This window comes from Moraxella nasibovis (assembly GCF_029581575.1).
Taxonomy (GTDB): domain Bacteria; phylum Pseudomonadota; class Gammaproteobacteria; order Pseudomonadales; family Moraxellaceae; genus Moraxella; species Moraxella nasibovis.
Map to the genome: position 1 here is coordinate 1,153,566 of NZ_CP089975.1, position 23,916 is coordinate 1,177,481.

Consider the following 23,916-nt stretch of genomic DNA (forward strand, 5'->3'; position numbering starts at 1 on the left):
AACCTACTGACAAATCACCCAAGCCGTTTTATAATAATGGCTTGGGTATTTATTTTTTAATTGTGTTTTTAAATTTAGTGCAAGGAGCGATTATGTTAATCCTTACCCGTCGTGTCGGCGAAACTTTAATGATTGGCGATGAAGTCAGTGTCACCGTACTTGGTGTCAAAGGCAATCAAGTGCGCCTCGGTGTCAATGCCCCAAAAGACATTGCTGTGCATCGTGAAGAAATCTATCAGCGCATTCAGCACGAACGCTCAATGCAGGCGCACATGAGCCATCTTGAACAAGGCAACTTCGCCCCACCATCGTTTGATGATGACGATTATTTCAATCGCTAATTCATTGATTTTTAGGAAAAAATATGACTAGTCAAATCTCCGCTTTGCTCAATGGCATTGAAACAGGTGCATTAAAATTTGCCGATGTGATCAGCTTCATTGACAGCCACCACAGCTATACGCCCACCGAATTTCATAATGGCGAAGTGGTCAATCCTGCTGGCATCAATGAAGGCTCTGCCAAAGTATTTAGCCTTGCCAAACTACACGGCTTAAATCAGCTGGACACCTTAAAGCTATTTGCCGAGCATTATCATTCGGTGCTTGCCACGCCAAATGGCACAGACCATGCCAACATTCGCAATTTCATGCACTACGGATGGCAGGGTTTTCACATGGCAAAAAACGCCTTGTCGCCACGCTGATTGCCTGATTTGTGATGGTCTTTGCAGATTGTCATGATAATTTGCCCATTTTATAAAAATTTGCTTGATATTTGGTCAAATTTCTTGTATAATTTGGGCTTTAATTTTTCTGCCATTTCTTGCTTGTTGTCGCCTTTAACAACAAAAAAGAATGGTGCAACTTGAAAAGTTTGGTCAAATTTGTGTCATGTCCATACCATTTTTAAGACACCTTGCCCAAACGGCACACCCGATACCGCTCAATATCCGTGCCATGTTTTATTAGGAGTTCACCATGTCTCGCGTATGTCAAGTGACTGGAAAGCGCCCACTAGTGGGTAACAATGTATCACACGCCAACAACAAAACTCGTCGTCGTTTCTTGCCAAACCTACACAACCATCGTTTTTGGGTAGAGTCAGAAAACCGTTTCGTACGCCTTCGTGTATCATCTAAAGGTATGCGTATCATCGACAAGCACGGCATCGACAAAGTTCTTGCTGATCTGCGTGCACAAGGTCAAAAAATCTAATCATAGATTTTTCACTTAGACGATTTTTAAGGATACGACAATGAGAGATAAAATTAAACTAGTTTCTACCGCTGGTACTGGTTATTTCTACACCACTACTAAGAACAAGCGCACCATGCCTGGCAAAATGGAAATCAAAAAATTTGATCCAAAAGTTCGCCAACATGTACTATTCAAAGAAGCAAAAATCAAATAATTTTGCACTTTGCGAACAAAAAGACCGCCCCATTGGTGGTCTTTTTTCTCATTCATTCTATTGACGCACGCTCATGACTCACCCCCTACTCACCCCCTTAAAAATCGGCAATCACACCATCGCCAATCGGCTCATCGTCGCCCCAATGGCAGGCGTTACCGACAACCCTTTTCGTCGCCTAGCGAAATCGTTTGGGGCAGGACACGCCGTCAGCGAGATGATCATCGCCGACACCGCCTTGTACGCTCGCAAAAAGTCGCTGTATCGTGCCAATTTTGATGGCGAGATTGCACCGATTTCTGCCCAAATCGCTGGGGCCGAACCTGATAAACTTGCCGATGCCGCTCGCTTTCAAGTGGATAACGGTGCTCAAATCGTGGACATCAACATGGGCTGTCCTGCCAAAAAAGTGTGCAAAAAACTGGCAGGTTCTGCCCTATTGCAAGATGAAGATTTGGTCAAACGCCTGCTTGACACCGCCGTCAATGCGGTTGATGTGCCAGTCACACTAAAAACTCGGCTCGGCTTTGCCAACGGTCAAGAAAATATCCTAAAAATAGCCAAAATCGCCGAACAAGCTGGCATCAAAGCCATCGCCATTCACGGTCGAACCAGAGAAGATTTTTATACAGGCAAGGCTCGCTACGAACTCATCAAACAAGTCAAACAAAGCGTCAGCATTCCTGTGATTGCTAATGGCGACATCGACAGCCCCCAAAAAGCCCTGCAAGTGCAAGCCGAAACAGGAGCAGATGCGGTTATGATTGGGCGAGCGGCTCAGGGTCAGCCGTGGATTTTTAGGGACATTGCTCATTTTGCCAAGACAGGTAAGCTGCTTGCTCCGCCAACGATTGATGAACTTCGCCAGATTGTGCTTGGGCATTTGGACGAGCTGTACCGCTTTTATGGCGAATATTCAGGGTGTCGAATCGCTCGCAAACACATTGCGTGGTACACAGGCGGTTTGCCGAATTCCAACGCTTTTCGTGATGCGATGTATGCGTGCGAAACGACCGCCGAGCAATTTAGGGCGGTGGAGAATTTTTTGGTGGCGTGATGATTTTGTAATGACAAAGTAATGTCTTTGTAATTACATATTGATTTTGGTGGTTTTATGGCAATTTGACTTTAAAAACCATCAGTTATTCTTAAAGATTTACAACCCACTATTTTCCATTGCAATCATTATTGATGGGTATCAACTACCCTAATCTCCACCACCTTACAAAATTTAAAAAACCAAACAAAATCAACCATTTATCGCAATGTTTTCCACCAGTTGCAGACCTGTTTGTCTGACTGTCGGCGTGCTGATGGCGTGTAGTAGCGAGTCATTATCGCTATAAATATGCACCTGTTTTTTGGCACGAGTAACGGCAGTATAAATCAGCTCTTTGGATAGCAGACGCTCACTTGTGCCATCAAATACGATCGCCACCGTCTGCCATTCTGAGCCTTGTGATTTATGCACTGTGATGGCATAGGCGGTCGTCGCCACCTGTTCATCAAGCATTGCCACCGACACCGCTTGATTTTCCCTGCCTTCAAAATACACCATCAAGCCTGCTTGCGTCCGCACACAAATGCCGACATCGCCATTAAACAGCCCCAAATCATAGCGGTTTTTGGTAATCATCACGACACGACCGTGATACCACACCGCCGACGCTGGCAGGTTTAACAGCGTGCGATGGTGCTGGCTGATTTGGGCATTGATGGCAAGGTCGCCAAACACCCCTTGATGCGACGCACACAAAATCCGATACTGACCCAAAGCGTCCATCATCTGAGCCAGTGCGTCATTTTGCCCAGCCAAATCAAGAGCAGCAAAAGTGCGATGATACCGCTTGGTCAAGGCAAAATACCGCTCATAAGCCACAAAAATCTCATCATAAGGCACGCTGTTGGTCGGTATGAATCGCACATCGTCTTGGCGAGCGATCAGCTCAAAAACCGTCTGGTCGGTCTGATGATTGGCGGTATCTGCTTGTGCCATCTCATCTTGGATCAAGCGTGCCAGCCTGCCCACGCCAGAATGCTCATCAAAACGGCGAGATTGCACAAGCTGTACCTGATGATCTGCCAAAGACGGCATCGCACACAGATCCGACAGCACTGCCCCAGCATCCACCGCCGCAAGCTGATTGGCATCACCCAGTAAAATCAGCCGTGTGCCAGTGCGCACCGCCGAGAGTAGCTGACACGCCAGCTCCACGCCCAGCATAGACGCTTCATCCACGATGATGACATCATAAGGCAAAGGATTTTGTTCGTTATGGCGTGGCAAACCTGCCGCCCCAATGCCAAGCAAGCGATGAATGGTCTTCGGCTCTGGCAAACTCATCGCCACCTGCCCTTCTAGCGCCGCTTGCAAAGACTCGCTCATTCGCTGTGCTGCCTTGCCAGTCGGTGCTGACAACGCCAGACGGATATTTTGCCCACCTGCCGTCATCGCAAGTACAATCTGTGCCACCGTAAAAGTCTTGCCCGTCCCCGGCCCACCTGTGATGATGCCGAAGGCTTGCTTTGCCACCAAAGCAACCGCCGCCCTTTGTTCAGGGTTTAACAAATCCGACAACCGCTCAAGCGAAAATGGCGTAACCACCCCCGCCGACAGACGGCGAATGTGATTCATCAGCTCAAACTCGGCACGATAGGCACGATTTAGCCACAGCGAAATGCTGTCCGCTTGACCATCTTGGCAGTTTTTATGGCAATTTTTATGATAAATAATCGGCGGATTGATGGCAGGATAAGGCTTTTCTCCATCGCCCAACTGCTCGCCAAATGCGTCCGCCTTGCCAAAATACACCGCCCTTGCCAAAAATTCTGCCAATTCATCAAGGCTATGGCAAGATGTCGTCAATATAAAGCACGCACGCACCGTACAGACAAATAGCGACAACAGCTCATCAAGCTCGCCTGCCTTGAGCGTGCGTGCGTGATTTTGTAGAGCAAGCGTGTATCGCTGTTTGTGGGTGTTGAGCAGATTTGCAAGCGTGGCATTATCCAGTTTAAAATCGCCAAAACTGTTTATCATATCTAAAAAATCAAACGGCTCAAAACTTTGCTCGCTCTCGCCGTGATTACCAAGAGAATGCCCCATCACAGATGCTTTGGTACGCACAAAAGGCTCATTCAAAATCCGCACCGCCTGCGTTACAAGATTGGCTTGCCAAGCAGGTCTGTCCACAGAAAAGCTCTTTGCCAGCTCGTCATCGGCAGTCTGACTGATGGTCAAAACCGTATGTCCATCGCCCAACGCCTGCGTCAAAATCGCAAAAAACAGCTCAAACAGCACGGCGTGTTTTTTGGACTGAATAAATTCACTCTGCAAAGCACCTTTGGCGTGATACCACTGGGCATTGTCTGCCACTCGGTTTAATAAATAGTCGCTGATGGCGGTCGCTGTCGTCATTTTTTTATCCGTTTATTTGTTTTACAATGTTAAATTTATAAATAAAATCAATCACTTAACCCTAAAAAATCTCATCAAGTGCCAAAACTAATGCAATCGGCACTTGCCAAGTGATGCGTCCTAATGTCACATCATCATCGCACACGCCACGCAAAAACACATATTCCACCGCCCCCAAATACCGCTCTTCATTACCTTGATAATCTGCCAAACGCACCTTTAACAGGCGATGAATGGCGACTTGGTAAATCGCTGCTTGTAGCCAGTAGCCTGCTTTTGCCATCGCTTTTTCAAGGCTTGGCGTGTCATAACTGCTTGGCAAATTGCCCAGATGATTGGACTTATAATCCACCACAAAAAACTTGCCGACCTTTTCATAGACCAAATCAATCTCGCCACGCAAATAGCGATACTTGGCATCATCATCGTCTAAAATGAGCGGTTTGTCGCTGTACTTGGCGAAGATTTCGTTAAGTTTTTCTAAACTAAATGTGTCATTTAATCCCAGTACAAAGCCCAATTCTCGCACCTGCACCGACTTGGGCAAATCCACCAAAGCCGTGTTTGATGCCAAAAATGGCGTTCGCATCACGCACGACAGCCAGTCAATCATCGCCTGATGTTCGTCCGCCGTATCTGCTTGTCCTGCCGTCTTGAGCAGATATTGACGCACGCCACTGCTGGCATACTGTGCTGGTAAACCCAAAAATTTCACCTGCTCATCAATGGCACGGCCGAGATCGTCAGGCGTTTGGGCGGTTTCTAGCACTTTGTGCAAAAAATCGCCTGCAAATCGCCCACGCATAAAAGTCGCTCGCACATCATCGCTGATGGCGGTCGCCTGCTCGCTTTCATCATCTTGTGTCAGCTGATAATAATCCGCCTCCATCACAGCAAGAGCTTGCGATGCTTTGTCAAGTTTTGCCACCAAAGCGGTAAAGCTCGTCTGATATACGCCGTTAAAATAAGTTTTTGGCAAAATCTGCTGCCACTTTGGATAAATGATCGGCTCTTTTTGGGCAGTTTCGTCGCCATAAGGCTCATCAATCAAATCATCAAGCTGATCAAGCTTGATCCAATCCACCACGCCAGTCAGACGCTCAGGCAAGGCAAGCTCTTTGTCAAAATGATCAAACCACTGATGAATCGGCTTATGATCAATGCCCTTTTTGTCCGCACCATCGCACACCACCACAAAAATCTGCTCGGACGCACGAGTCAATGCCACATAACCCAATCTTCGGCGTTCATCGACCGATTCGGCGTGATTGAGCTTGGCAAATTCACGCTCGCCAGACGGCACAGGCGACAATCTGCGATGATAATCATCATCACTGTACGGATAAAAGCTCTGCTTTTCTTCTGTAATCGCCTTATCCATACTCAGCACATAGACGATGGGAAATTCTAGCCCCTTAGACTTATGAATCGTCATCAGATTGACGCCAGTTTCACTAGGCAGGGTTTGGCGTTTGTACATTTCATCAACATCTTTGCCATCGCTTGCCATCATTTTTTCGTACCAAGCGATGATTGTTTGTTCTTGCCACAGTGATTTTTGTCCAACAAGCTCCACCAGTTGCCAAACATCGGCAAGATACCGCTCGCCAAGCCGTGCCGATACCAGCCACAGATTTTCGCTGGCAAGATTGCTTGTTTCGGTAGGCTTGTGCTGTTTTTGGATAAAATTTAAAGGCGAATGCGTAAAGGCATAATTGAGTGCCGATGCCAAGCCGTATTGTTGCCATTTTTCTCGCAGCACTCGCAAATAAGTCAAAACAGCCAGCTTATCAAGCCCCGACCAAATGCCGTCCGTCAGCATGCCATCAGTTTGCGTGTCGTCTGTTAAGCCTTGCACTGTTTGGCTTTGGCGTAGGCTAAGCCCCATCATCGGCGATGTCAGCCACCTGCCCATCACCGCCGAGCGAGCAGGCTCAAGCACTGCCGTAAGTAGTGCATAAATATCTTGCCCTGCTTGTGTGGCAAACACATTGACATCATCAGCGGACACTGCCTGAATGCCTAGTACTTCTAGGCTCTGCTGGACGGCTTCCAGCTCTTTTTTGGTGGCGGCAAGCACGGCAATATCGCTTGGGCGAATGGGTCTGCCGTCCAAAGTCTGACCGCTTTGTAGTAGGCTATTGATATGCAAGGCAACATTAAAAGGCAAATCAGCTTTGGCGGCATAATCGCTGTGCAGCACCGCCACAGGACGCTCGCCTACAAAGCTCTGCGTCGATGGCGTATTTTGCCAAGACAATCTTTGTGTTTCTTCAAAGGCTTTAATCTGCTGATAGCAAATGCCTTCGCCTAAATGTGCGTGATTTTGCACGCCTGCCAAGCCATTATCCGTAAACCAAATATTTAAGGAATCAATCAACGCACGATTGGAGCGCCGATTGACATCAAGCACCAATGAGCTATTTAAAATCGGCTGACCAAGCGCTTTTTTGCCGTAATTTTTGACCAGATTATAATTGGCAACATCGCCCCCACGAAAGCGATAAATTGCCTGTTTGGGATCGCCCACGAGTAGCAAAAACCCTTTGGGCGACTTAGGTTTATCGCCACCAATCTCATCAAATCGCTTTTTTTCAAGCTGATACTCACGCAAAGGCGACAGATACACCTGCTCAATCAGCTGTACCTGCAAGCCGTTGATGTCCTGCGACTCGTCAATGAGTGCCACAGGATAATGATGGCGAATGTGCCGTGCTAGGGCAGGATTGCTCGCCAAAGCACTCGTCAGTCGCACCATCTGGAGCGTAAAAGTGGTCTTGTGCTGCGTTTCTAGCACTTCGCCTAGGCGTGTACGGACAATGTGGGCGATTTGCGTCAGCAGGCTTTGCTGATAGCCAGCCACCAACCTTTCAAGCCCAACCATCACAGCATTTAGGCTGTCAATCTCATCAAAAGGCAAGCTGATAAAGCGTTCTTTTAAGCCAACATCACAGCTTTTTTTGAACAGTTTTTCTAATTTTTCTTCGTCTAGTTCAGCGACTTTTTTTAGTAAATCTTGATGCTCTTTGGTCAAATACTGATGAAAAAACACGCCTGTTTCACGCACCAACGCCGTCAAATCGGCAAGTTTTGACAATCCTGCTAATAAAAGTCTGGAGCTGTTCTTATTAAAGCCCTGATCATACAGCTCATCAATCGGCGTGTGCATAAATTCAGCAAACGGCTGTAAATCCATATTGGCAAAGTCGTGCAAAACCCCTTCAATCTTGCCAAGCTCTGCCATCATCCCATCAAGCGATGAAAAACCGTCCAGCTCGTCAATCGGTGCGGTAAAAAATTGCAAAGGCTCGTTAATGCTATCTTTGACTTTTGCCGCATCACGAAAAATCCAATCCACGCCTGCCGATTTAATCAAAGCGTATAATTTTGGCTGATGATTTTTAAGCTCTACTTCACTACTGCGGATTTTGTCGTGGATTAGAGACAGGGTTTGCTCATCAGCACCGCTTAGTAGCTCCGCATCAGGCTGATAGCCGATTTGCGCGGCGAACTCTTTGAGCCATTTTTGGGTCAGGCTGTCTAGCGTACCGACAAACAGCTTATCCAAAGTCGTCAAAAGTAGCCCCGTGCGATAAATCGCTTCGTCCAACGCCCTTTCATCGCAGGCAAGCACCTTTAACAAATGCTGATGAATCGGATCGGACGCATCAACACCTGCCGATTTTGCCTGCTCTGTGATGGTTGGCAAATGCTCATCCAAATCGTCCAAAAACCACGCAGGATAAGTCAGCTGGCAGGATTTAAACCAGCGAATACACGCATAAAACGCCTGCAACCGCTGATTGATTCGCTCTTGCATTTCGGCGGCGGCAGCTCGTGTAAAAGTCGTGGCGACAATGCGTTCTGGCGGATATTTTTGCTCCACCAACAGTCGTAAAATCACGCCTGTCAGCGTCCAAGTTTTGCCTGTGCCAGCCGACGCTTCAATCAAATAACCACCCTGCAATGAGCAATCCAAAGCGGCAATGCCAGTAGGCTGTATGCTGTTTTCTGTGTTCATTTTTGTTTGATCAATTCGGTTTTATTAAAATCACTGTATAAAATATCTACCAAAAATAACGCCTGTTTTAACGCATCAAAACGAGCATTTTCTGGCACGATTAACTGCCAACTTTCGTGCAAAGGATTGTCATCATGCACGCCTTGATAGTCTGTTGGCGAAGTCCATTCCTTGAACGCTTTGGCAAATTCTTCGCCATCAGGATTTGCCTTGATTTCATCGTCAAGCCGTGCATAGATCAGCGAATTTTTTGGCGTGAGCGGTATGGCAAATTTTTCCATCATCAGTGCCGTGATGACAAACCTGCCAAGCATTTGTTCGGCTTTTGCCTGCGTGATGGACGGACAATACAAAATCGCATGGTCAAAAAACCGCCAAAAACTACCGCCCCTACCTGCCTGCACATCGGCATCATCGGTCTTACGCACCACTTGCCACGCCAAATGCTGTAACCAACAACGAAACTGGTGCGACTCTCGTGCCTTATTTGGCAAAATGCTCAGCCAATACGCCCCATCGCCTGTTGGCAAAGCCGTCTGAATATCCACCGCTTGACCGCCAATCATTATCGTAAATAGCTTTTCATCGCACGGATTAAGATAATTTAAAGCGTTTTTTTGAGTGAAAATCGCACCATCGAATCTGTCTTCTGCTTGCAAAAATTGCCAAAAATCCGCCACTTGCTCGGCAAATTCCGCTCGCTTTTCGTCCAGCACATCAAACCGCATCGCCCCTGCTGGCAGCTGCGTGCTGTACCAAAGTTTTTGTAAATCATCAGTCAAGGGCACGGACGAGTCGCCCAAAACATTGGACTTGATGATGGCATCAAACACTTGATAATTACCCAGACCGTCCAGTGCCAACGGCTCATCGCTCAGCGATTCGTCTTGCTCGCCAATCAGCAGAATCTTGCCACGCAAAAAGTGCTTGGCAGGTGATTTAAAGGCTTGATAAACATCGCTCAATTTTAATAAAGTCGGCACAACCACTTGATGATGAGCCAAAGTGTCGCTGACCGTTGGTGCTGACGGATTTTTTAGCAGCTTGGCAAGCTTGGCATAGTCGTGATCGCTTGGTAAATCCACCACCGCACATCGCTCATCCGTGCCAGCATCCAGCACCGCACGCACCGCTTGCCATAACGGTGGCGGTGGCAGATACAGCTGCTGAGTTTGCTTGTATCGGTCAATTTTTTCACGCAGCATTTCCACCAAAGGATCATCATCGCTGTGTTTGGCAAGCTGATTGTCCTGTTTATAAAACAGCCCTTCGTCAAACCCAGTCGGCAAATGCTGTGTCAATAAATACCGCTCCACAAGCATTGGCATCGCTTGCACGACGGCATTTTCGCTGGCGGACGCAGACACATCACGCCACAGCACATTGCCCTTAAAAAATTCTAACAATTCGCTCACAGGGGCAGCAGGCAATAACTCAGTAACACCGTCTTTTGCCACCGCCGTATAAAAAATCGCACACGCATCACGACTGCACAAAATCGCATCCAAAAACGCCCCATTGTCATCATCTTCATTCAGGCGGTCGCCACGCCGTCTTAGCCCTGCTCGCATCAAATCCAGTCGTGCGTTTTTATCTTGGCGGGGAAATTCGGACAAGTTCATCTCAAGCATGATCGTCAGCGCAAACGGAATGCTCCTTAACGCCCCAAAGCGAGCAAAAGTAATCACTTGGGCAGGCTCAGCACTCACCGCTTGAGCCGACAGCTGACTTGCGATACTCTCCAGCACAAACTGCAAACTTAGCACCATCTCGGTCAATGGCTTGGCGTTTGGCTGATTTGGCTCGGTGCTGGGCGAGCGGTTGGCACGGATACTGGCGGCAATGCGGTTTTTTGCCTCAAAAATCGCACGCAACTCTGCCGTCTGCTGTAGATGACCAAAATACTTGGCGATGATGTCGTTTTCAATGGCGCAAAGCCAGTATTCTATTGGCTTTGCGGTGCTGTATTGCCCACGCACGGACGAGAGTGCCGCATAGATTTGGCAGAGCACCGTCACGATTTTTTGATCCGCCAAAGTAACCACGCCCAAAGGCAATACCGCCTCACCAAAGGCAGAATCTTGCCAGTCAAACGGATAAAACAACGCCGTGGGCGAGCCATTGACATCAGGCGTAACAAGCCCTGCGACAATCCGATCTAAGGCATAGGCAAAGCTGTAGCGATAATCGGTGTCAAACTCGCTTAAAGTCTGTGCCAAATGCATCGCATCAAAACCACGCTTAAAGCCTGCCAGCTCAAGCAGCTCACAGGCTCGGCTCATCTCATCAAAGTCTAGCCCAAAACTTTGGTACAGCATTGGATTTAGCAGCCACTCAAACACATCGGTCTGATAAAAGCGTGCGTCTTTTTCGCCAAGCAGCCGATAAAATCCCAAAATCGCCTGCATCAGCTCGTCAATTTTTGGGTTGGTCGTCCCTGTGATTTTGGCAGGCAATCTTAAACCGTCCGCCCCCACGCCATCATCAAACACCGCCTGAATCATCGGCTTGGCAAGCTCAATGTCTGGCACATACACCACCACATCAGACAGCTGTCGCACCCTGCCATCATCGCTCAATTCGTTCAAATAACGAGCAATCATCACACGAGCCAGCTCAAGCTGTCTTTTTAGACTGTGGCAGGCGTGAATGCTGATACTGGCAAGCGGTGCGGGCGATAGCTTGAGCAAATTGTCATCGCTTGGCTTACTTAAATCATTATCAAAAGCCTCGCCCAATCCTTCATTTAAAATCAGGCTAGATTTGGCTTTTTTGTCCTGTAAAATCTGCAAAATATCCTGCGTCAAAAACGACTCGGCACGCCCTTCATCCAGCATCAAAATGTCGTTTTTAAGCTGACCAAGTAGCGTATCGGACGCACTTGGCACAAATTTATCCTGCCAATCCACACGCCAATCCATCGGCACCTCCGCCCAATGTCCTGCCTGTGAATGAGCAGCATAATGGCTGTTAATGCCGTCTTGGTTAAGCGTTTTTTCATAATAAAACTCGCCCCCAGACATATCCACAAGCATCGCAAAAGTTTCTCGAGATTCTTTAGCCAGCCTTGATAATAAAGAATGCCCATAATCTTTTAGATAAATGCTGTCTGGGCGAATGATGGTCTGGGTCGCCAGCCAATTTTTATCCACGATGTCCGCCCAAAACATCTTGGACGGATTGGCGTGAAACAGCACAATGTCCAAATGCACGGACAAATGTTTTAAAAACAGCAGCTCAATTTGGGGAATTTGTTGGACGGTAAATAAGTATAATTTTTGTGGCAAGGCAGCCTTTGCGGCAGCTTGCACCACTTCGCCACGCCTGCCGTCCAGCACCGCCCAAAACCGCTCCTCTAAGGATTCTCGGTAAGCATACGGCATGGCAAACAGCCTATGCCATAAGAATCTGAGCAGTTTTTCCACATTGACATATTGCTCAATCAGCCAATCTGGCGTGCTGTCGGTATTGCCATATTCATCGGCAAATTTTGCCTTATCTTGTAGCATTTGTTCAACGCTCACCGCCAATGGTAAATCATGCGTCCAAGCGTGTAGCCATTCGGGGCGGTGCGTCAGATACCTCACATAGACGCCAGAGATTTCTGCCGCCACTTGCCATAGGCGATGCTCTGGCACGCTTTGGCTGTTATCATCATACAAAGAACGGTACAAATCATGCAAAGGGTGTGTGTCATCCCCTTGTATTATTGTTAAGTTTTGCTTAACTTCTTGCCATAAAAATCCAAACAACCGCCACCGCATCACAGACGCTGACAGCATCGCCACTTCTGGCACTTGTAGGGCGGTATTGGGATAATGCTTGGCATCGACTTGCAGCACCGTTTGGATCATTTGCCATTGATATTGCCCCCAAAACTGGGCGGTAAATAGCGTGCTGATACCGAGCTTTTGGGCGACAGATTTTTTGACCCAATCGGCAAGCACCATGGATGGCACAATCACCGTAAAAGGCTCAAAAACCTGCTCGCCAAGCCCGCCTCCACTGGCTTGTCGGCTACGATACTGAGCAATCAGCTCATCAAGCAAGACATTCGTGTCGTTTGATTGGATAACTTGAAACATGACCATGAAAAATCAAAGAAAATGCTAAGATTGTACCTTGATTTGGCGGTTTTTGCCATGGGAAATTCGCCCTTTTGCTGGCAGATTTTCGCTGTCGGTGAGCCATTTGCCAAAAACGGTCGTTTTTTTGTTGGTGCTGTTTGGCTTTTTTTCGCCATTACCCTTGCAATATTCTTAAAAATCCGCCCAATTTTGTGCCATAAAATGCTATAATTAACCGTTTATTTATCCAAATTGTTTATCCTAAATTTATCCAAAAACACCCAACCAATTTTCAAGGAAATTCATGGCATTTGTGCATTTGGGCGTACATAGCGAGTTCGCCATCGTTGATTCCATCGTGCGTATCAAAGATTTGGTCAAGGCTGCCAAGGCGGACGGACAGACCGCACTGGGACTGGCTGATTTGAACAATATGTTCGCTGTGGTCAAGTTTTATAAAGCGTGCGTCGGTGCTGGTATCAAGCCCATCATCGGCGTAGAAGCCACCATCGGCAACGCCATTGACCGCACCGCCGAAGACAATGCCTACACCGTCATACTCTATGCGATGAATAATGACGGCTACAAAAACTTACTTCGCTTATTGTCCGATGCCTACACCGACCGACCGATGGGCGAAAACGGCTCGGTTACCGTGCATACGCCCATCATCACCAAAGACGCTTTGTTTGAGCGAAATGACGGCATCATCGCCATCTTGACCGACCGCTCAGAGACCGCTTTGGCATTAAATAGTAGCCACCCTGAGCATTTTTTATCGCAGGTTTCGCCGTGGCAAGAAGTCTTTGGCGACAGACTCTACCTTGCCATCAAACGCACGCACACAGGCGATGACAACTACAACCGCCAAGCCATCATCTACGGCTCTCAGGCAGGCATTGCCATCATCGCCCACAACGATGTGCGTTTTATGAATCCTGTACCACAAAGCGTCAATATGGGCAAAGATGATGAGGTCGCCAGTGACTTTGACGCCCACGAGGCTCGTGTGTGCATCGCTACTGGCTGGACACTTGATAATAAAGACCGCCCCAGAAAATACACCCCAGAGCAGTATTTTCGCAGTCAAGACGAGATGACTGAGCTGTTTGCCGACATTCCACAAGTCATTGAAAACACCAATCTTTTGGCATCTCGCTGTAATGTCAGTTTGACGCTTGGCATCAATGTACTGCCTGATTTTCCCATCCCAGATGGCGAGACGATTGAGAGCTTTTTTAGAAAAGTGAGCGCCGAAGGTCTGGACCAACGCCTTGCCAAGCTCTACCCCATGGAGCAGCGTGGCGATGATTGGGCGCAGATTTTTAAAGACTATCAAGACCGCCTAAACTATGAGCTCGACATCATTTTAAAAATGGGCTTTCCGGGTTATTTTCTCATCGTCATGGACTTTATCCGCTGGGCAAAAGCCAATGGCGTGCCAGTCGGTCCAGGGCGTGGCTCAGGGGCAGGCTCGCTTGTGGCGTATAGCCTAAATATCACTGACCTTGATCCGCTAGAATACGATTTGCTGTTTGAGCGATTCTTAAACCCTGAGCGTGTCTCCATGCCTGACTTTGATATTGACTTTTGTATCGAGGGGCGAGACCGTGTGATTGACTATGTCGGTCGCACCTATGGGCGAAAGGCGGTCAGCCAAATCATCACCTTCGGTACGATGGCGGCTCGTGCGGTGGTGCGAGATGTCGCTCGTGTGCAGGGTAAGCCGCTGGGTCTTGCCGACAAAATGTCCAAACTCATTCCAAAAACCCCTGGTATTTCACTGGCAGAAGCCAGAAGCGAAGAGCCGCAGCTTGAAGAAATGCTCAAAGATGGTTCCACGCACCCAGATCATGAGGCGGCGCTCGAGATTTGGAGCATGGCTGAAAAGCTAGAAGGCATCACCCGAAATGTCGGCAAACACGCAGGTGGGGTGCTGATCGCCCCAAATCGCATCTCGGACTTCTCGGCGGTGTATTGCGATGACGAAGGACACCCTGTCAGTCAGTTTGACAAAGACGATGTAGAAGCGGTAGGCTTGGTCAAATTTGACTTCTTGGGACTGCGTAACCTAACAGTCATTCAGGCAGCGATGGATAACATCAATTTGACTCGTGCCAAACTCAGTCAAGAACCCATTGACCTAGAAAAGCTCCCCCTTGATGATTCGGATGTCTATGAATCGGTGCTACAGTCAGGCAACACCACCGCCGTGTTCCAGCTTGAAAGCTCAGGCATGAAAAAGTACCTAAAACAGCTAAGACCTACCAACATTGAAGATGTCATTGCGATGTGTGCCTTGTACCGCCCAGGACCTTTGGAGTCTGGCATGGTAACAGACTTTATTGACCGCAAACACGGCATTCAAGAGCCTGCCTATCCGCACCCAGATTTTCAGCACGAATGGCTCGAGCCACCGCTCAAAGCCACCTATGGCGTCATCGTCTATCAAGAACAAGTCATGCAAATCGCCCAAGTCCTGTCAGGCTACACGCTGGGCGGTGCTGATATGCTGCGGCGTGCGATGGGTAAGAAAAAACCCGAAGAGATGGCAAAACAGCGGAGTATTTTCGTTGATGGGGCGATCGGTCAAGGCGTGTCAGGCGAGCTGGCTGGACAGATTTTTGACTTGGTAGAAAAGTTTGCAGGCTACGGCTTTAACAAATCGCACTCGGCAGCCTATGGCGTGCTGGCTTATCAGACCGCTTATTTAAAGCACTACTACCCTGCTGAATTCATGGCGGCGGTTTTGACATCGGAGATGGACGACACCGACACCATCGTCTTTTTGATTTCCGATTGCAAAGAAAACTTTGGCTTGTCGGTCATTCCACCAAGCGTCAATCACAGCGATTGGCGATTTGTGGTGCAAGACGACAAAACCATCATCTACGGTTTAGGTGCGGTCAAGGGCGTGGGCGAAGATGCGGTGGCAAGCATCGTCAAAGCCAGAAAACAAGGCAAATTCAAAGACTTATACGATTTTTGTAATCGTGTGGATATTAAAAAAGTCGGCAAACGAGCCTTAGAAGCGCTCATCTGTGCAGGCTGTTTTGATGATTTGGCGGTGAGCATTAAGCCAGAATTTGCCGCCCAAGAGCTGCGTCATCACATTCGTGGCGGACTGTGGGACCAGCTACCTGCCGCCACCCAAGTCGCCGAACAAAACCGCCAAAACGAGCTGGCTGGCACTTTTGATTTGTTTGGCGAAGTTGATGATGGGCTGTCAGTCGCTCCACAATTACCCAATGTCATCTGGGGCGACCAAACTCGTCTCAAAGGTGAAAAAGACACGCTAGGGCTGTATCTGACAGGACACCCACTGGACAAATACCGAGACGAACTCAAAAAATACACCACCGTCGGCCATTTATCCGAGCTTGGCGATACGGGCTACAACAAATACGCACGAGTCGCAGGCTTGGTCATTGATGTGGCAAATTTTGGCAACCGAGTCGCCATCACGCTTGATGACGGCAGTTGTCGTGTGGAAGTGAGCTGTTTTACCGATAAATTCACTCGCCTAAAATCCGTGCTAGAAGCCAAAACGCCCAACGCCACCGAACTTCGCAAAATCCCCAAATCCGACTGGGAGACCATTGAGGACTTAAACGGAGCCATCATCATCGCCAAATTAAGCGTGCGTGAATCCGATGGACGCATTTTTGCCAGAATGCAAGATGCGATGACGCTCACTCAGGCACGGCTCAAGCATTTATCCGCTGTCAATATCAAGCTACACGCCCACGACACCCAAGGCTTGTCAGGCATTTTGGCATTATTAAAAGAAAATGCCCCGCCTGCGGACATGCCCATCATTGAAGAAGAAGACGACATTGAGGATGCGACCGCCTATGATGAAGAAGGCAACGAAATCATCATGCCAAAGCCCACTGTCATCAAGGACGGTTGTTTGCCTGTGTCGCTGTTTTTGTATGATGAGTGTAGCATTGCACGACTGATGGTGAATGAGCGGTTTCGTTTGCATCCTAGCGATACCGTAATCAGTGGCTTGCAGGCGATTTTACCGCCAGAGCATATTGTCTTGAAATGATAAAATCGCCTTCGTTCTTGGTTTTATCATAATCGTGGCGACGAATGTTTTTGCAAATTAAGCATTCGTCATCATAAGACAATTTCATTTTCCAAAAAAAACTGCATTTAGGCGAAACTGGACATCAATCAAATGACAACCACCGACAAAAAATATCGCCAATTAATGTTTTATAAACACTTTTTTATTTTTGGCAATCCGCTGGTGTTTTTTATCAGCTTTCTAATGTTTGAACTTTTTGCAATCATTCCAGCAGCCATCTTTGCTTACATATCCATGATGGTTTTTTTGGCAAAAAATACTTGTCCTTGGTGCAGTCAGCCATTTTTTATCTACACCGAAAAAGGTGCTCAAATGGACGGAGTAAGCATTCTTTTTCAAAAAAAATGTATCAACTGCGATAATCCCCATGATGATGACGCAACAATTAACAACGCAAATGTTAAGCAAAATTCCTAACCATACAAATACCAAAACCCCAAAGCAATCTGAATATCCAAAACACAACACCATGAATAAACTTAAATTTCTCAATCATATCCGTATCATCATGATTGGCACGACCTTACCTGCCAACATCGGCTCTGCTGCCCGTGCCATGCACACGATGGGACTTAGCGATTTGGTGGTGGTTAATCCACGCCTACCCATTGATGACACCAGTCATGCCAATGCCGCAGGGGCGACTTGCGTTCTTGACAAGGCTCGTATCGTGCAGACGCTTGATGAAGCCCTTGCCGACTGCTCGCTTGTTTTTGCCGCATCTGCTCGCACTCGCCATTTGCCACGCCCTGTGGTTAGCCCCAGCCAAAGTGCTGATATTTTGACTCGTTTTTTTAATCAACACGACCACAACAGCCCACCCAAAGTCGCCATTTTATTTGGACGAGAAGACAGGGGCTTGACCAATGATGAGCTGGCGGCGGCAGATTATCACATTCAAATCCCTGCCAATCCTGATTATCCTGTACTCAATGTCGCCGCCGCCGTACAAGTGATCGGCTCTTTTATTTATGATAAATTTTATCAATCAAGTCAAGCAGATACGGACAGTTCCCAAAACACAATCACCCTAAACATTCGCCAAGACTGGGATGAGCCTGCCATCAGCCATGCCCAAAAAGACGCTTTGGACCACGCCATCATTCATCTGATGACTAAGCTTAATCTGGCGGATGGCAGCGACCTAAAAAACCTACCGCACCGCTTATCTCGTCTGACCAGCCGAGTACAGCTTGACCAAAAAGAATACGCCCTACTGCGTGCCTTACTCGCCAAAATCAGCCAAAAACTTCACTGATGTCAGCAGTTGGCAAATCTGTCAGAATACTATACAATGACAGCCAGATTTATCAACAGTTATAAAAAGCCACACCAAGCGATAAGGATTGCTCCGTGTCCATCATCAAAAAACTCAAAAACCTAACCGTCGACATCAATGACGACATCGAAGCGGTGCTTAACAAAGACCCTGCCGCTCGCACCAAACTTGAAGTGCTGACCGCCTATCCAGGCATTCATGCTCGCACCCTGCACCGTGCCGCTTACGCCCTATGGCAAAACGACCACAAATTCGCCGCTCGTGCCTTGTCGCATTTTAGTCGCTGCACGACTGGCATTGAGATTCACCCTGCCGCCAAAATCGGCAAACGCCTATTCATCGATCATGGCATGGGTGTGGTCATCGGCGAAACTGCCGAAATTGGCGATGATGTTACTTTGTATCATGGGGTTACTTTGGGCGGTGTCTCGTGGGAAAAAGGGGCAAAACGCCACCCAACTTTGGGCGATCATGTCGTGGTCGGTGCTGGGGCGAAAATCTTGGGCGGTTTTACCGTGGGCAATCACGCCAAAATCGGCTCAAACGCAGTGGTAGTAAAGCCTGTGCCAGATCACGCCACGATGGTGGGCTTTGCCGCTCGCATGATTGATAAAAACGACAAAAAAGACACGCCAAAGGTCAGCCAAGAGCAATCAAACGCCGCCAATGAGCTATTCAATGCCTACGGTCTAAAGCCAGACAGCCACGACCCTGTCGCCACCAGCATTGCCGCCCTGCTCGCCCATATCCAAAACCAAGACAAACAAATCAAAGAGCTGCAAAACGCCATCTGCAAGCTAGACCCCAGCTTTTGTTCGGATAACCACACCAAGCCCATCTGCAAAGACGACCTAGAAGTGCTAAATTCCTAATAGATACCAAAAGAGCTGTGGGATAATGTAGGGTGGGCTATGCCCACCGTTTTTGGTGTAAACCTTTGAATTTGTTGGGCTTGTCATTTTTTTAAGGTAAATTAACAGTCGCAATGTCAAAAATTCGTAAATATTTTGGGCAATCCTACCAAAAACTGATTGAAGATTTTCAAAAAGCCAAGCAAGACATCAGCCTTGAATGGCAAAAAAGCTCTGCCGAATTTACAAAAGCCAAGCAAGAATTTAAAGACGAATGGCAAAAGCTCAAACAAAGTCAGCAGGACGACAAGCAAGCTCTTAAACAGGAATTACGAGAAAATGAACAAAAAGTCAAACAAGATCAAGCCAGCTTGCAATCATTCTTAGATGATAATCATATTGACATCATGGGCGTTGTTACGAATGGCTTTGCGGTCTTGGGGGCGTTGGCTGCGTTGGGTTTCTACCTGTATGTAACCTATACTTTTTTGCCTGTATGGTTTGACAGTTTATTTTCCTTTGCTCTACTCACACCGATTATTCTATTTTTAACCGCACTATTTGTAAATTTTGGCATACATCTAGGTATGGGCATTGGAATGGTATTGTATATAATTTTTATGATTTTGGTGGGGATTATCAGCATCATCACGAGTATTTTTAAAGCCATTTTTCGTTAATCGCAAAAACAGCTCGTAGATTGGGTTGAACGACAGTAAAACCCAACATTTTTAGCATCACCCATTGAATTTATTGGACTTTCTCAAAAAAAATCCCAACCCGCCGAGCGTATCATCAACAATTTGGCAATTTTAAATGAAATTACCAAATCATCAACCATCATCAAAACACCACCCCAAAAAATTTCAGCAAAAATCCCAAAAGAATCAACATCACCTGTCAAAAAATTTGCTATAATAATCATTTTATCTTTTAACCATCGCCAAAAAAGAGATTCACATGAGCGACATTACCGAAAAAAGACGAGTTTTGACAGGCATTACCACCACAGGCATTCCGCATTTAGGCAACTATGTCGGCTCAATCCGCCCTGCCATCAAAGCCGCCAATGAAGCGATTGCCAAGGGAGAAGGCGATGCGTTTTTCTTTTTGGCGGATTTTCATGCCTTGATTAAATGCTTTGACCCTGACGAGATTCACCGTTCGACTCGTGCGATTGCTGCTACTTGGCTTGCGTGCGGACTTGACCCGCAGGCGGTTACTTTTTATCGCCAGTCAGACATTGCCGAGATTCCAGAGCTGGCTTGGGTACTTAATTGCTCATGTGCCAAAGGACTGATGAACCGAGCTCATGCTTATAAAGCGGCGGTTGATATCAACACCGCCAAAGAAGACACCGACCCTGACTTTGGCATCACCATGGGGCTATTTAGCTATCCTGTGCTGATGGCAGCAGACATTTTGATGTTTAACGCCACCCATGTGCCTGTTGGCAAAGACCAAGTGCAGCACATCGAGATGGCACGAGACATGGCAGGTACTTTTAATTTTAAATACAAGCCATTATTCATTCAGCCCAATGCTGTCGTTGATGAAGACACACCACTATTGACAGGGCTTGATGGTCGCAAAATGAGCAAATCCTATGGCAACACCATTCCACTGTTTGGCGATGGCAATCCACAAATCGACCCAGAAAAAGCCCTAAAAAAGGCAATTTCTCAAATCGTAACCAACTCACAGGCTCCCGAAGAACCCAAAAATCCTGACGATTGCACCATTTTTGAGATTTATCGCGCCTTTGCCAATAAAGAAGAGATTGACGCACTGGCGGCACATTATCGCCGTGGTATTGGCTGGGGCGAAGCCAAAGAGATTTTGTTTAACAAAATCAATGATGAAATCGCCCCAATGCGGGCCCGTTATTTTGAGCTGATGAATAACCCCAAAGAACTAGAAGAGATTCTACAAATGGGGGCGACAAAAGCTCGCCGTGTGGCACAAAAACAACTGGACAAAACTCGCCGTGCCATCGGCATCAAACCCCTTGCCAAGCTCAAATAAACGGCAACTGGTATGACAATGCACGCACTGACCACCGAAGATGCAACCATTCGTATCTTTGACACGCCCGTTGAGAGCCTGCCTGACGACTTGTACATTCCACCTCAGGCTTTTGCCATTTGGCTAGAACAATTTGCAGGACCGCTTGACTTTTTGTTGTACTTGGTTAAAAAGAATAATTTTGACTTAACCGAAACGGCAATTTTACCCATCACTGAACAATATCTAAGCTATATCAAAGACTTAGACGAAGCATATTTTGAGTTAGCTGGCGATTATCTGCTCATGGCAAGCACGCTCATCGCCATCAAAAGCGAGCTGCTGTTGCCGCACGCAGACACGCAAGATGACGAATCTAGCCCTAAGGCTCGCCTGATTCGTAAACTAGAAGAATACGCCCAAATCAAAGAAGCCGCTCGCCGTCTTGACGACTTGATTCGCCTTGAACGAGATGTGTTTTTGGCATTTACTAGCCTGCCCAGCATTGAAGCCATGCGAGCTGAATTACCCAAATACTCGCCAGAGATTTTGGTAAACAGCCTTGTCAATATGCAAATCAAGCCCGACTATCAAATGCACACGGTTGCCATTGACCCTGTGCCGTTGCCTGAGCGTATCGCTACCATCACTCGTGCTTTAAGCAACAAAGGCATGGCGACTTTTAAAGAGCTGCTTGAACCCACCCAAGGAAAACTGGGCGTGGTGGTGAGCTTTGTGGCAGTATTAGAGCTGATTAAGCGTGGTTTGGTGGGATTTAGTGAGTATCCAGACCAAGATTCATACACAAGCGATGTTGATGATAAAAGTGCAGATAGCTCTACCGCCAAAAATACCCAAGGCAGCACCCATGCTGGGCTTGCCATTGGCGAACAGACACTTTATTGGTTGCACTAAATTTGTATCGCCGGCTTCTTACTTTATCTTAGATTCACAAACCTTTAATCAATATCATGGAAAATCCAATCAACACCCTATCGCTTGATGTAGCAACAACAGACGCAAGCACGCCAGATGACGAACGCCAAGCCATCTTGGAAGCTCACGCCACCGCCGAAGCTTTAAGTCGCTACATTGAAGTGCTGCTACACGCCAGCGAAACACCGCTGACCGACCAAGACCTTAAAAAACACCTTGCCATGAGCAGCGATGAATTACAAATGGCACTCATCATTTTAAAAGAAAGGCTCTCGGGCAGTGTCCTAACGCTTGGCAAGACCGCCAGTGGCTACCGCTTACAAATCAAAGACAGCTACTCTCGCTTGATTCAGCAGATTTTCCCAGAACGCCTAGAAAGCCTAAGCCAAGCCTTGCTTGAAACCCTAAGCGTCATCGCCTATAAACAGCCCGTTACCCGTGGCGACATTGAGCAAGTGCGTGGCGTTACCGTCTCTAGCAACATTCTAAGACAGCTGTTCGATAAAGGCTGGATCATGGAAAAAGGTCATAAAGACACGCTGGGTCGCCCTGCCTTACTACACACCACGCCTGCTTTTTTGGACGCTTTTGGTTTGTCAAGCCTTGATGAATTGCCACCACTGCCAGATTTGCAAAGTTTAAAAGTTGAGTAGTTTTTTTGGATTTTTTTCTATCAAAAAACCAAAACCCATTAAAAAGTTACAAACTCACCCTTGCTAATTGTAATAAAAAACCGTATGATTAACCTTTTTAACATTGTGAAATGTTATGCTCCAACCACAGGAATTTCTTATGAATGACCCAATCAACACCGAACTGACGCTTGACGTTGCCCAGACTGCTCGTAGCGAAGGCGAAAAACTACAAAAACTATTGGCACGCATGGGCTTAGGCTCACGCCGTGGGCTAGAAGACATCATTAAAGCAGGACGAGTTTCCATTAACGGTCAAATCGCCACTTTGGGCGACCGTGCCACCACCACCGATGAGATTCGTGTTGATGGTCGTTTGGTACGCATTAAAGCCGAGCGAGAAAAACGCCGCCGTGTCATCGCCTATTACAAGCCTGAAGGCGAAATCTCATCAGCGTCAGACCCAGAAGGTCGCCCAACCGTCTTTGATCGCCTACCAAAACTCACAGGCGACAGATGGGTGATGGTCGGTCGCCTAGACATCAACTCATCAGGACTACTATTATTCACCAACGATGGCGAGCTGGCACACCGCCTGATGCACCCATCCAGCGAAGTAACTCGTGAATACGCCGTGCGTGTGCTGGGCGAAGTTACCCCACAAATCGCCCAAAACCTGACCCGTGGCGTTGAACTAGAAGACGGCATGGCAAAATTTGACGACATCAAAGAAGGTGGCGGCACAGGTGTCAATAAATGGTACCATGTCAAAATCAAAGAAGGTCGCAAGCGTGAAGTTCGCCGTATGTTTGAATCGCAAGAGCTTAAAGTCTCTCGCCTGATTCGTACTCGCTACGGCACGGTCATTTTACCAAAAGAGCTGCGTACAGGTCGCTTTATTGAGCTTGATGCCAAAGAGATCGGCAAACTCATTGTGACAGTTGGCTTGCGTCCCCGCATCGGCACAGGTCTTAACACCGCTGCCAAAGAAAAACAAGCACGCATCCACAAAAAACCGCTCAAATCTCGTGAAGTTCGCCGCCAAAAACACGAAAGACACGAACGAGAAGAAGAGCGCCGCAGTCGCATGGGTGGCAAATCCGCCAATAAAGGCAAAACGCACACCAAACAGCGCACCGACAAGCCAAGCTCACCAAACCTAAAAACCGCCAAATTTTATCAGGTTTGATGACAAAAAT

Annotated in this window: 16 protein-coding genes and 1 pseudogene; 14 read left to right on the forward strand and 3 right to left on the reverse strand. The window is 47.4% G+C overall.

Annotated features, from left to right (window positions below):
- Positions 1 to 92: 92 nt before the first annotated feature.
- The 5 genes and pseudogenes from csrA to dusB all read left to right on the forward strand — a co-directional run.
- Positions 93 to 260 (forward strand): annotated as a pseudogene (gene csrA / locus LU290_RS05585) (carbon storage regulator CsrA); the annotation flags it as partial.
- Positions 261 to 364: 104 nt separating this feature from the next.
- A complete protein-coding gene (locus LU290_RS05590; RefSeq protein WP_277807636.1) occupies positions 365 to 706 on the forward strand; it encodes a HopJ type III effector protein in 342 nt (113 codons plus the stop codon).
- A gap of 274 nt (positions 707 to 980) precedes the next feature.
- Entirely contained in the window at positions 981 to 1,217 is a 237-nt protein-coding gene (gene rpmB, locus LU290_RS05595) for a 50S ribosomal protein L28 (protein WP_029102716.1), read from the forward strand.
- A 40-nt stretch (positions 1,218 to 1,257) separates the two neighbouring features.
- On the forward strand, positions 1,258 to 1,413 hold the full coding sequence (rpmG, locus tag LU290_RS05600; protein ID WP_078253122.1) for a 50S ribosomal protein L33: 156 nt from the start codon (positions 1,258 to 1,260) through the stop codon (positions 1,411 to 1,413).
- 73 nt (positions 1,414 to 1,486) lie between these two features.
- Positions 1,487 to 2,470, forward strand: a complete 984-nt coding sequence (dusB, locus tag LU290_RS05605; RefSeq protein ID WP_277807637.1) for a tRNA dihydrouridine synthase DusB — start codon at positions 1,487 to 1,489, stop codon at positions 2,468 to 2,470.
- A gap of 192 nt (positions 2,471 to 2,662) precedes the next feature.
- Here dusB and recD read toward each other — a convergent pair whose 3' ends face one another.
- The 3 genes from recD to LU290_RS05620 all read right to left on the reverse strand — a co-directional run bounded on the left by recD (position 2,663) and on the right by LU290_RS05620 (position 12,943).
- On the reverse strand, positions 2,663 to 4,831 hold the full coding sequence (gene recD, locus LU290_RS05610) for an exodeoxyribonuclease V subunit alpha (protein WP_277807638.1): 2,169 nt from the start codon (positions 4,829 to 4,831) through the stop codon (positions 2,663 to 2,665).
- Between the two features lie 61 nt (positions 4,832 to 4,892).
- Positions 4,893 to 8,852, reverse strand: a complete 3,960-nt coding sequence (locus LU290_RS05615; RefSeq protein WP_277807639.1) for a UvrD-helicase domain-containing protein — start codon at positions 8,850 to 8,852, stop codon at positions 4,893 to 4,895.
- A complete protein-coding gene (locus tag LU290_RS05620) occupies positions 8,849 to 12,943 on the reverse strand; it encodes an exodeoxyribonuclease V subunit gamma (RefSeq protein WP_277807640.1) in 4,095 nt (1,364 codons plus the stop codon). Before LU290_RS05620 ends, LU290_RS05615 begins: the two co-directional genes overlap by 4 nt.
- Positions 12,944 to 13,223: 280 nt before the next feature.
- Between LU290_RS05620 and dnaE the strand changes: the two genes are divergently transcribed.
- From dnaE to rluB, 9 genes are all read left to right on the forward strand, one after another.
- A complete protein-coding gene (gene dnaE, locus LU290_RS05625) occupies positions 13,224 to 16,973 on the forward strand; it encodes a DNA polymerase III subunit alpha (RefSeq protein ID WP_277807641.1) in 3,750 nt (1,249 codons plus the stop codon).
- 132 nt (positions 16,974 to 17,105) lie between these two features.
- On the forward strand, positions 17,106 to 17,432 hold the full coding sequence (locus tag LU290_RS05630; RefSeq protein WP_277807642.1) for a hypothetical protein: 327 nt from the start codon (positions 17,106 to 17,108) through the stop codon (positions 17,430 to 17,432).
- 52 nt (positions 17,433 to 17,484) lie between these two features.
- A complete protein-coding gene (locus LU290_RS05635) occupies positions 17,485 to 18,273 on the forward strand; it encodes an RNA methyltransferase (protein WP_277807643.1) in 789 nt (262 codons plus the stop codon).
- Between the two features lie 101 nt (positions 18,274 to 18,374).
- Positions 18,375 to 19,166, forward strand: coding sequence for a serine O-acetyltransferase (gene cysE / locus LU290_RS05640; protein WP_277809566.1), 792 nt, complete (start codon positions 18,375 to 18,377; stop codon positions 19,164 to 19,166).
- A 113-nt stretch (positions 19,167 to 19,279) separates the two neighbouring features.
- A complete protein-coding gene (locus LU290_RS05645; RefSeq protein ID WP_277807644.1) occupies positions 19,280 to 19,825 on the forward strand; it encodes a hypothetical protein in 546 nt (181 codons plus the stop codon).
- Between the two features lie 280 nt (positions 19,826 to 20,105).
- Positions 20,106 to 21,170 (forward strand): tryptophan--tRNA ligase, encoded by a 1,065-nt coding sequence (gene trpS / locus LU290_RS05650; RefSeq protein WP_277807645.1) that lies wholly within the window; start codon positions 20,106 to 20,108, stop codon positions 21,168 to 21,170.
- Between the two features lie 12 nt (positions 21,171 to 21,182).
- Positions 21,183 to 22,064, forward strand: coding sequence for a segregation and condensation protein A (locus tag LU290_RS05655; RefSeq protein WP_277807646.1), 882 nt, complete (start codon positions 21,183 to 21,185; stop codon positions 22,062 to 22,064).
- Positions 22,065 to 22,120: 56 nt separating this feature from the next.
- Positions 22,121 to 22,738: an SMC-Scp complex subunit ScpB gene (gene scpB, locus LU290_RS05660; protein ID WP_277807647.1), complete on the forward strand. Its 618-nt coding sequence runs from the start codon at positions 22,121 to 22,123 to the stop codon at positions 22,736 to 22,738.
- A 139-nt stretch (positions 22,739 to 22,877) separates the two neighbouring features.
- On the forward strand, positions 22,878 to 23,906 hold the full coding sequence (gene rluB / locus LU290_RS05665; RefSeq protein ID WP_277807648.1) for a 23S rRNA pseudouridine(2605) synthase RluB: 1,029 nt from the start codon (positions 22,878 to 22,880) through the stop codon (positions 23,904 to 23,906).
- The last annotated feature ends 10 nt before the right edge of the window (positions 23,907 to 23,916 follow it).

Bases quoted from the DNA above. Each gene is read 5' to 3' on its own strand.
- rpmB (WP_029102716.1), top strand. From the start codon at position 981: ATGTCTCGCGTATGTCAAGTGACTGGAAAGCGCCCACTAGTGGGTAAC.
- LU290_RS05590 (WP_277807636.1), top strand. From the start codon at position 365: ATGACTAGTCAAATCTCCGCTTTGCTCAATGGCATTGAAACAGGTGCA.
- dnaE (WP_277807641.1), top strand. From the start codon at position 13,224: ATGGCATTTGTGCATTTGGGCGTACATAGCGAGTTCGCCATCGTTGAT.
- scpB (WP_277807647.1), top strand. From the start codon at position 22,121: ATGGAAAATCCAATCAACACCCTATCGCTTGATGTAGCAACAACAGAC.
- LU290_RS05630 (WP_277807642.1), top strand. From the start codon at position 17,106: ATGACAACCACCGACAAAAAATATCGCCAATTAATGTTTTATAAACAC.
- trpS (WP_277807645.1), top strand. From the start codon at position 20,106: ATGAGCGACATTACCGAAAAAAGACGAGTTTTGACAGGCATTACCACC.
- rluB (WP_277807648.1), top strand. From the start codon at position 22,878: ATGAATGACCCAATCAACACCGAACTGACGCTTGACGTTGCCCAGACT.
- LU290_RS05615 (WP_277807639.1), bottom strand. From the start codon at position 8,852: ATGAACACAGAAAACAGCATACAGCCTACTGGCATTGCCGCTTTGGAT.
- LU290_RS05620 (WP_277807640.1), bottom strand. From the start codon at position 12,943: ATGGTCATGTTTCAAGTTATCCAATCAAACGACACGAATGTCTTGCTT.
- rpmG (WP_078253122.1), top strand. From the start codon at position 1,258: ATGAGAGATAAAATTAAACTAGTTTCTACCGCTGGTACTGGTTATTTC.
- LU290_RS05635 (WP_277807643.1), top strand. From the start codon at position 17,485: ATGAATAAACTTAAATTTCTCAATCATATCCGTATCATCATGATTGGC.
- dusB (WP_277807637.1), top strand. From the start codon at position 1,487: ATGACTCACCCCCTACTCACCCCCTTAAAAATCGGCAATCACACCATC.
- LU290_RS05655 (WP_277807646.1), top strand. From the start codon at position 21,183: ATGACAATGCACGCACTGACCACCGAAGATGCAACCATTCGTATCTTT.
- recD (WP_277807638.1), bottom strand. From the start codon at position 4,831: ATGACGACAGCGACCGCCATCAGCGACTATTTATTAAACCGAGTGGCA.
- LU290_RS05645 (WP_277807644.1), top strand. From the start codon at position 19,280: ATGTCAAAAATTCGTAAATATTTTGGGCAATCCTACCAAAAACTGATT.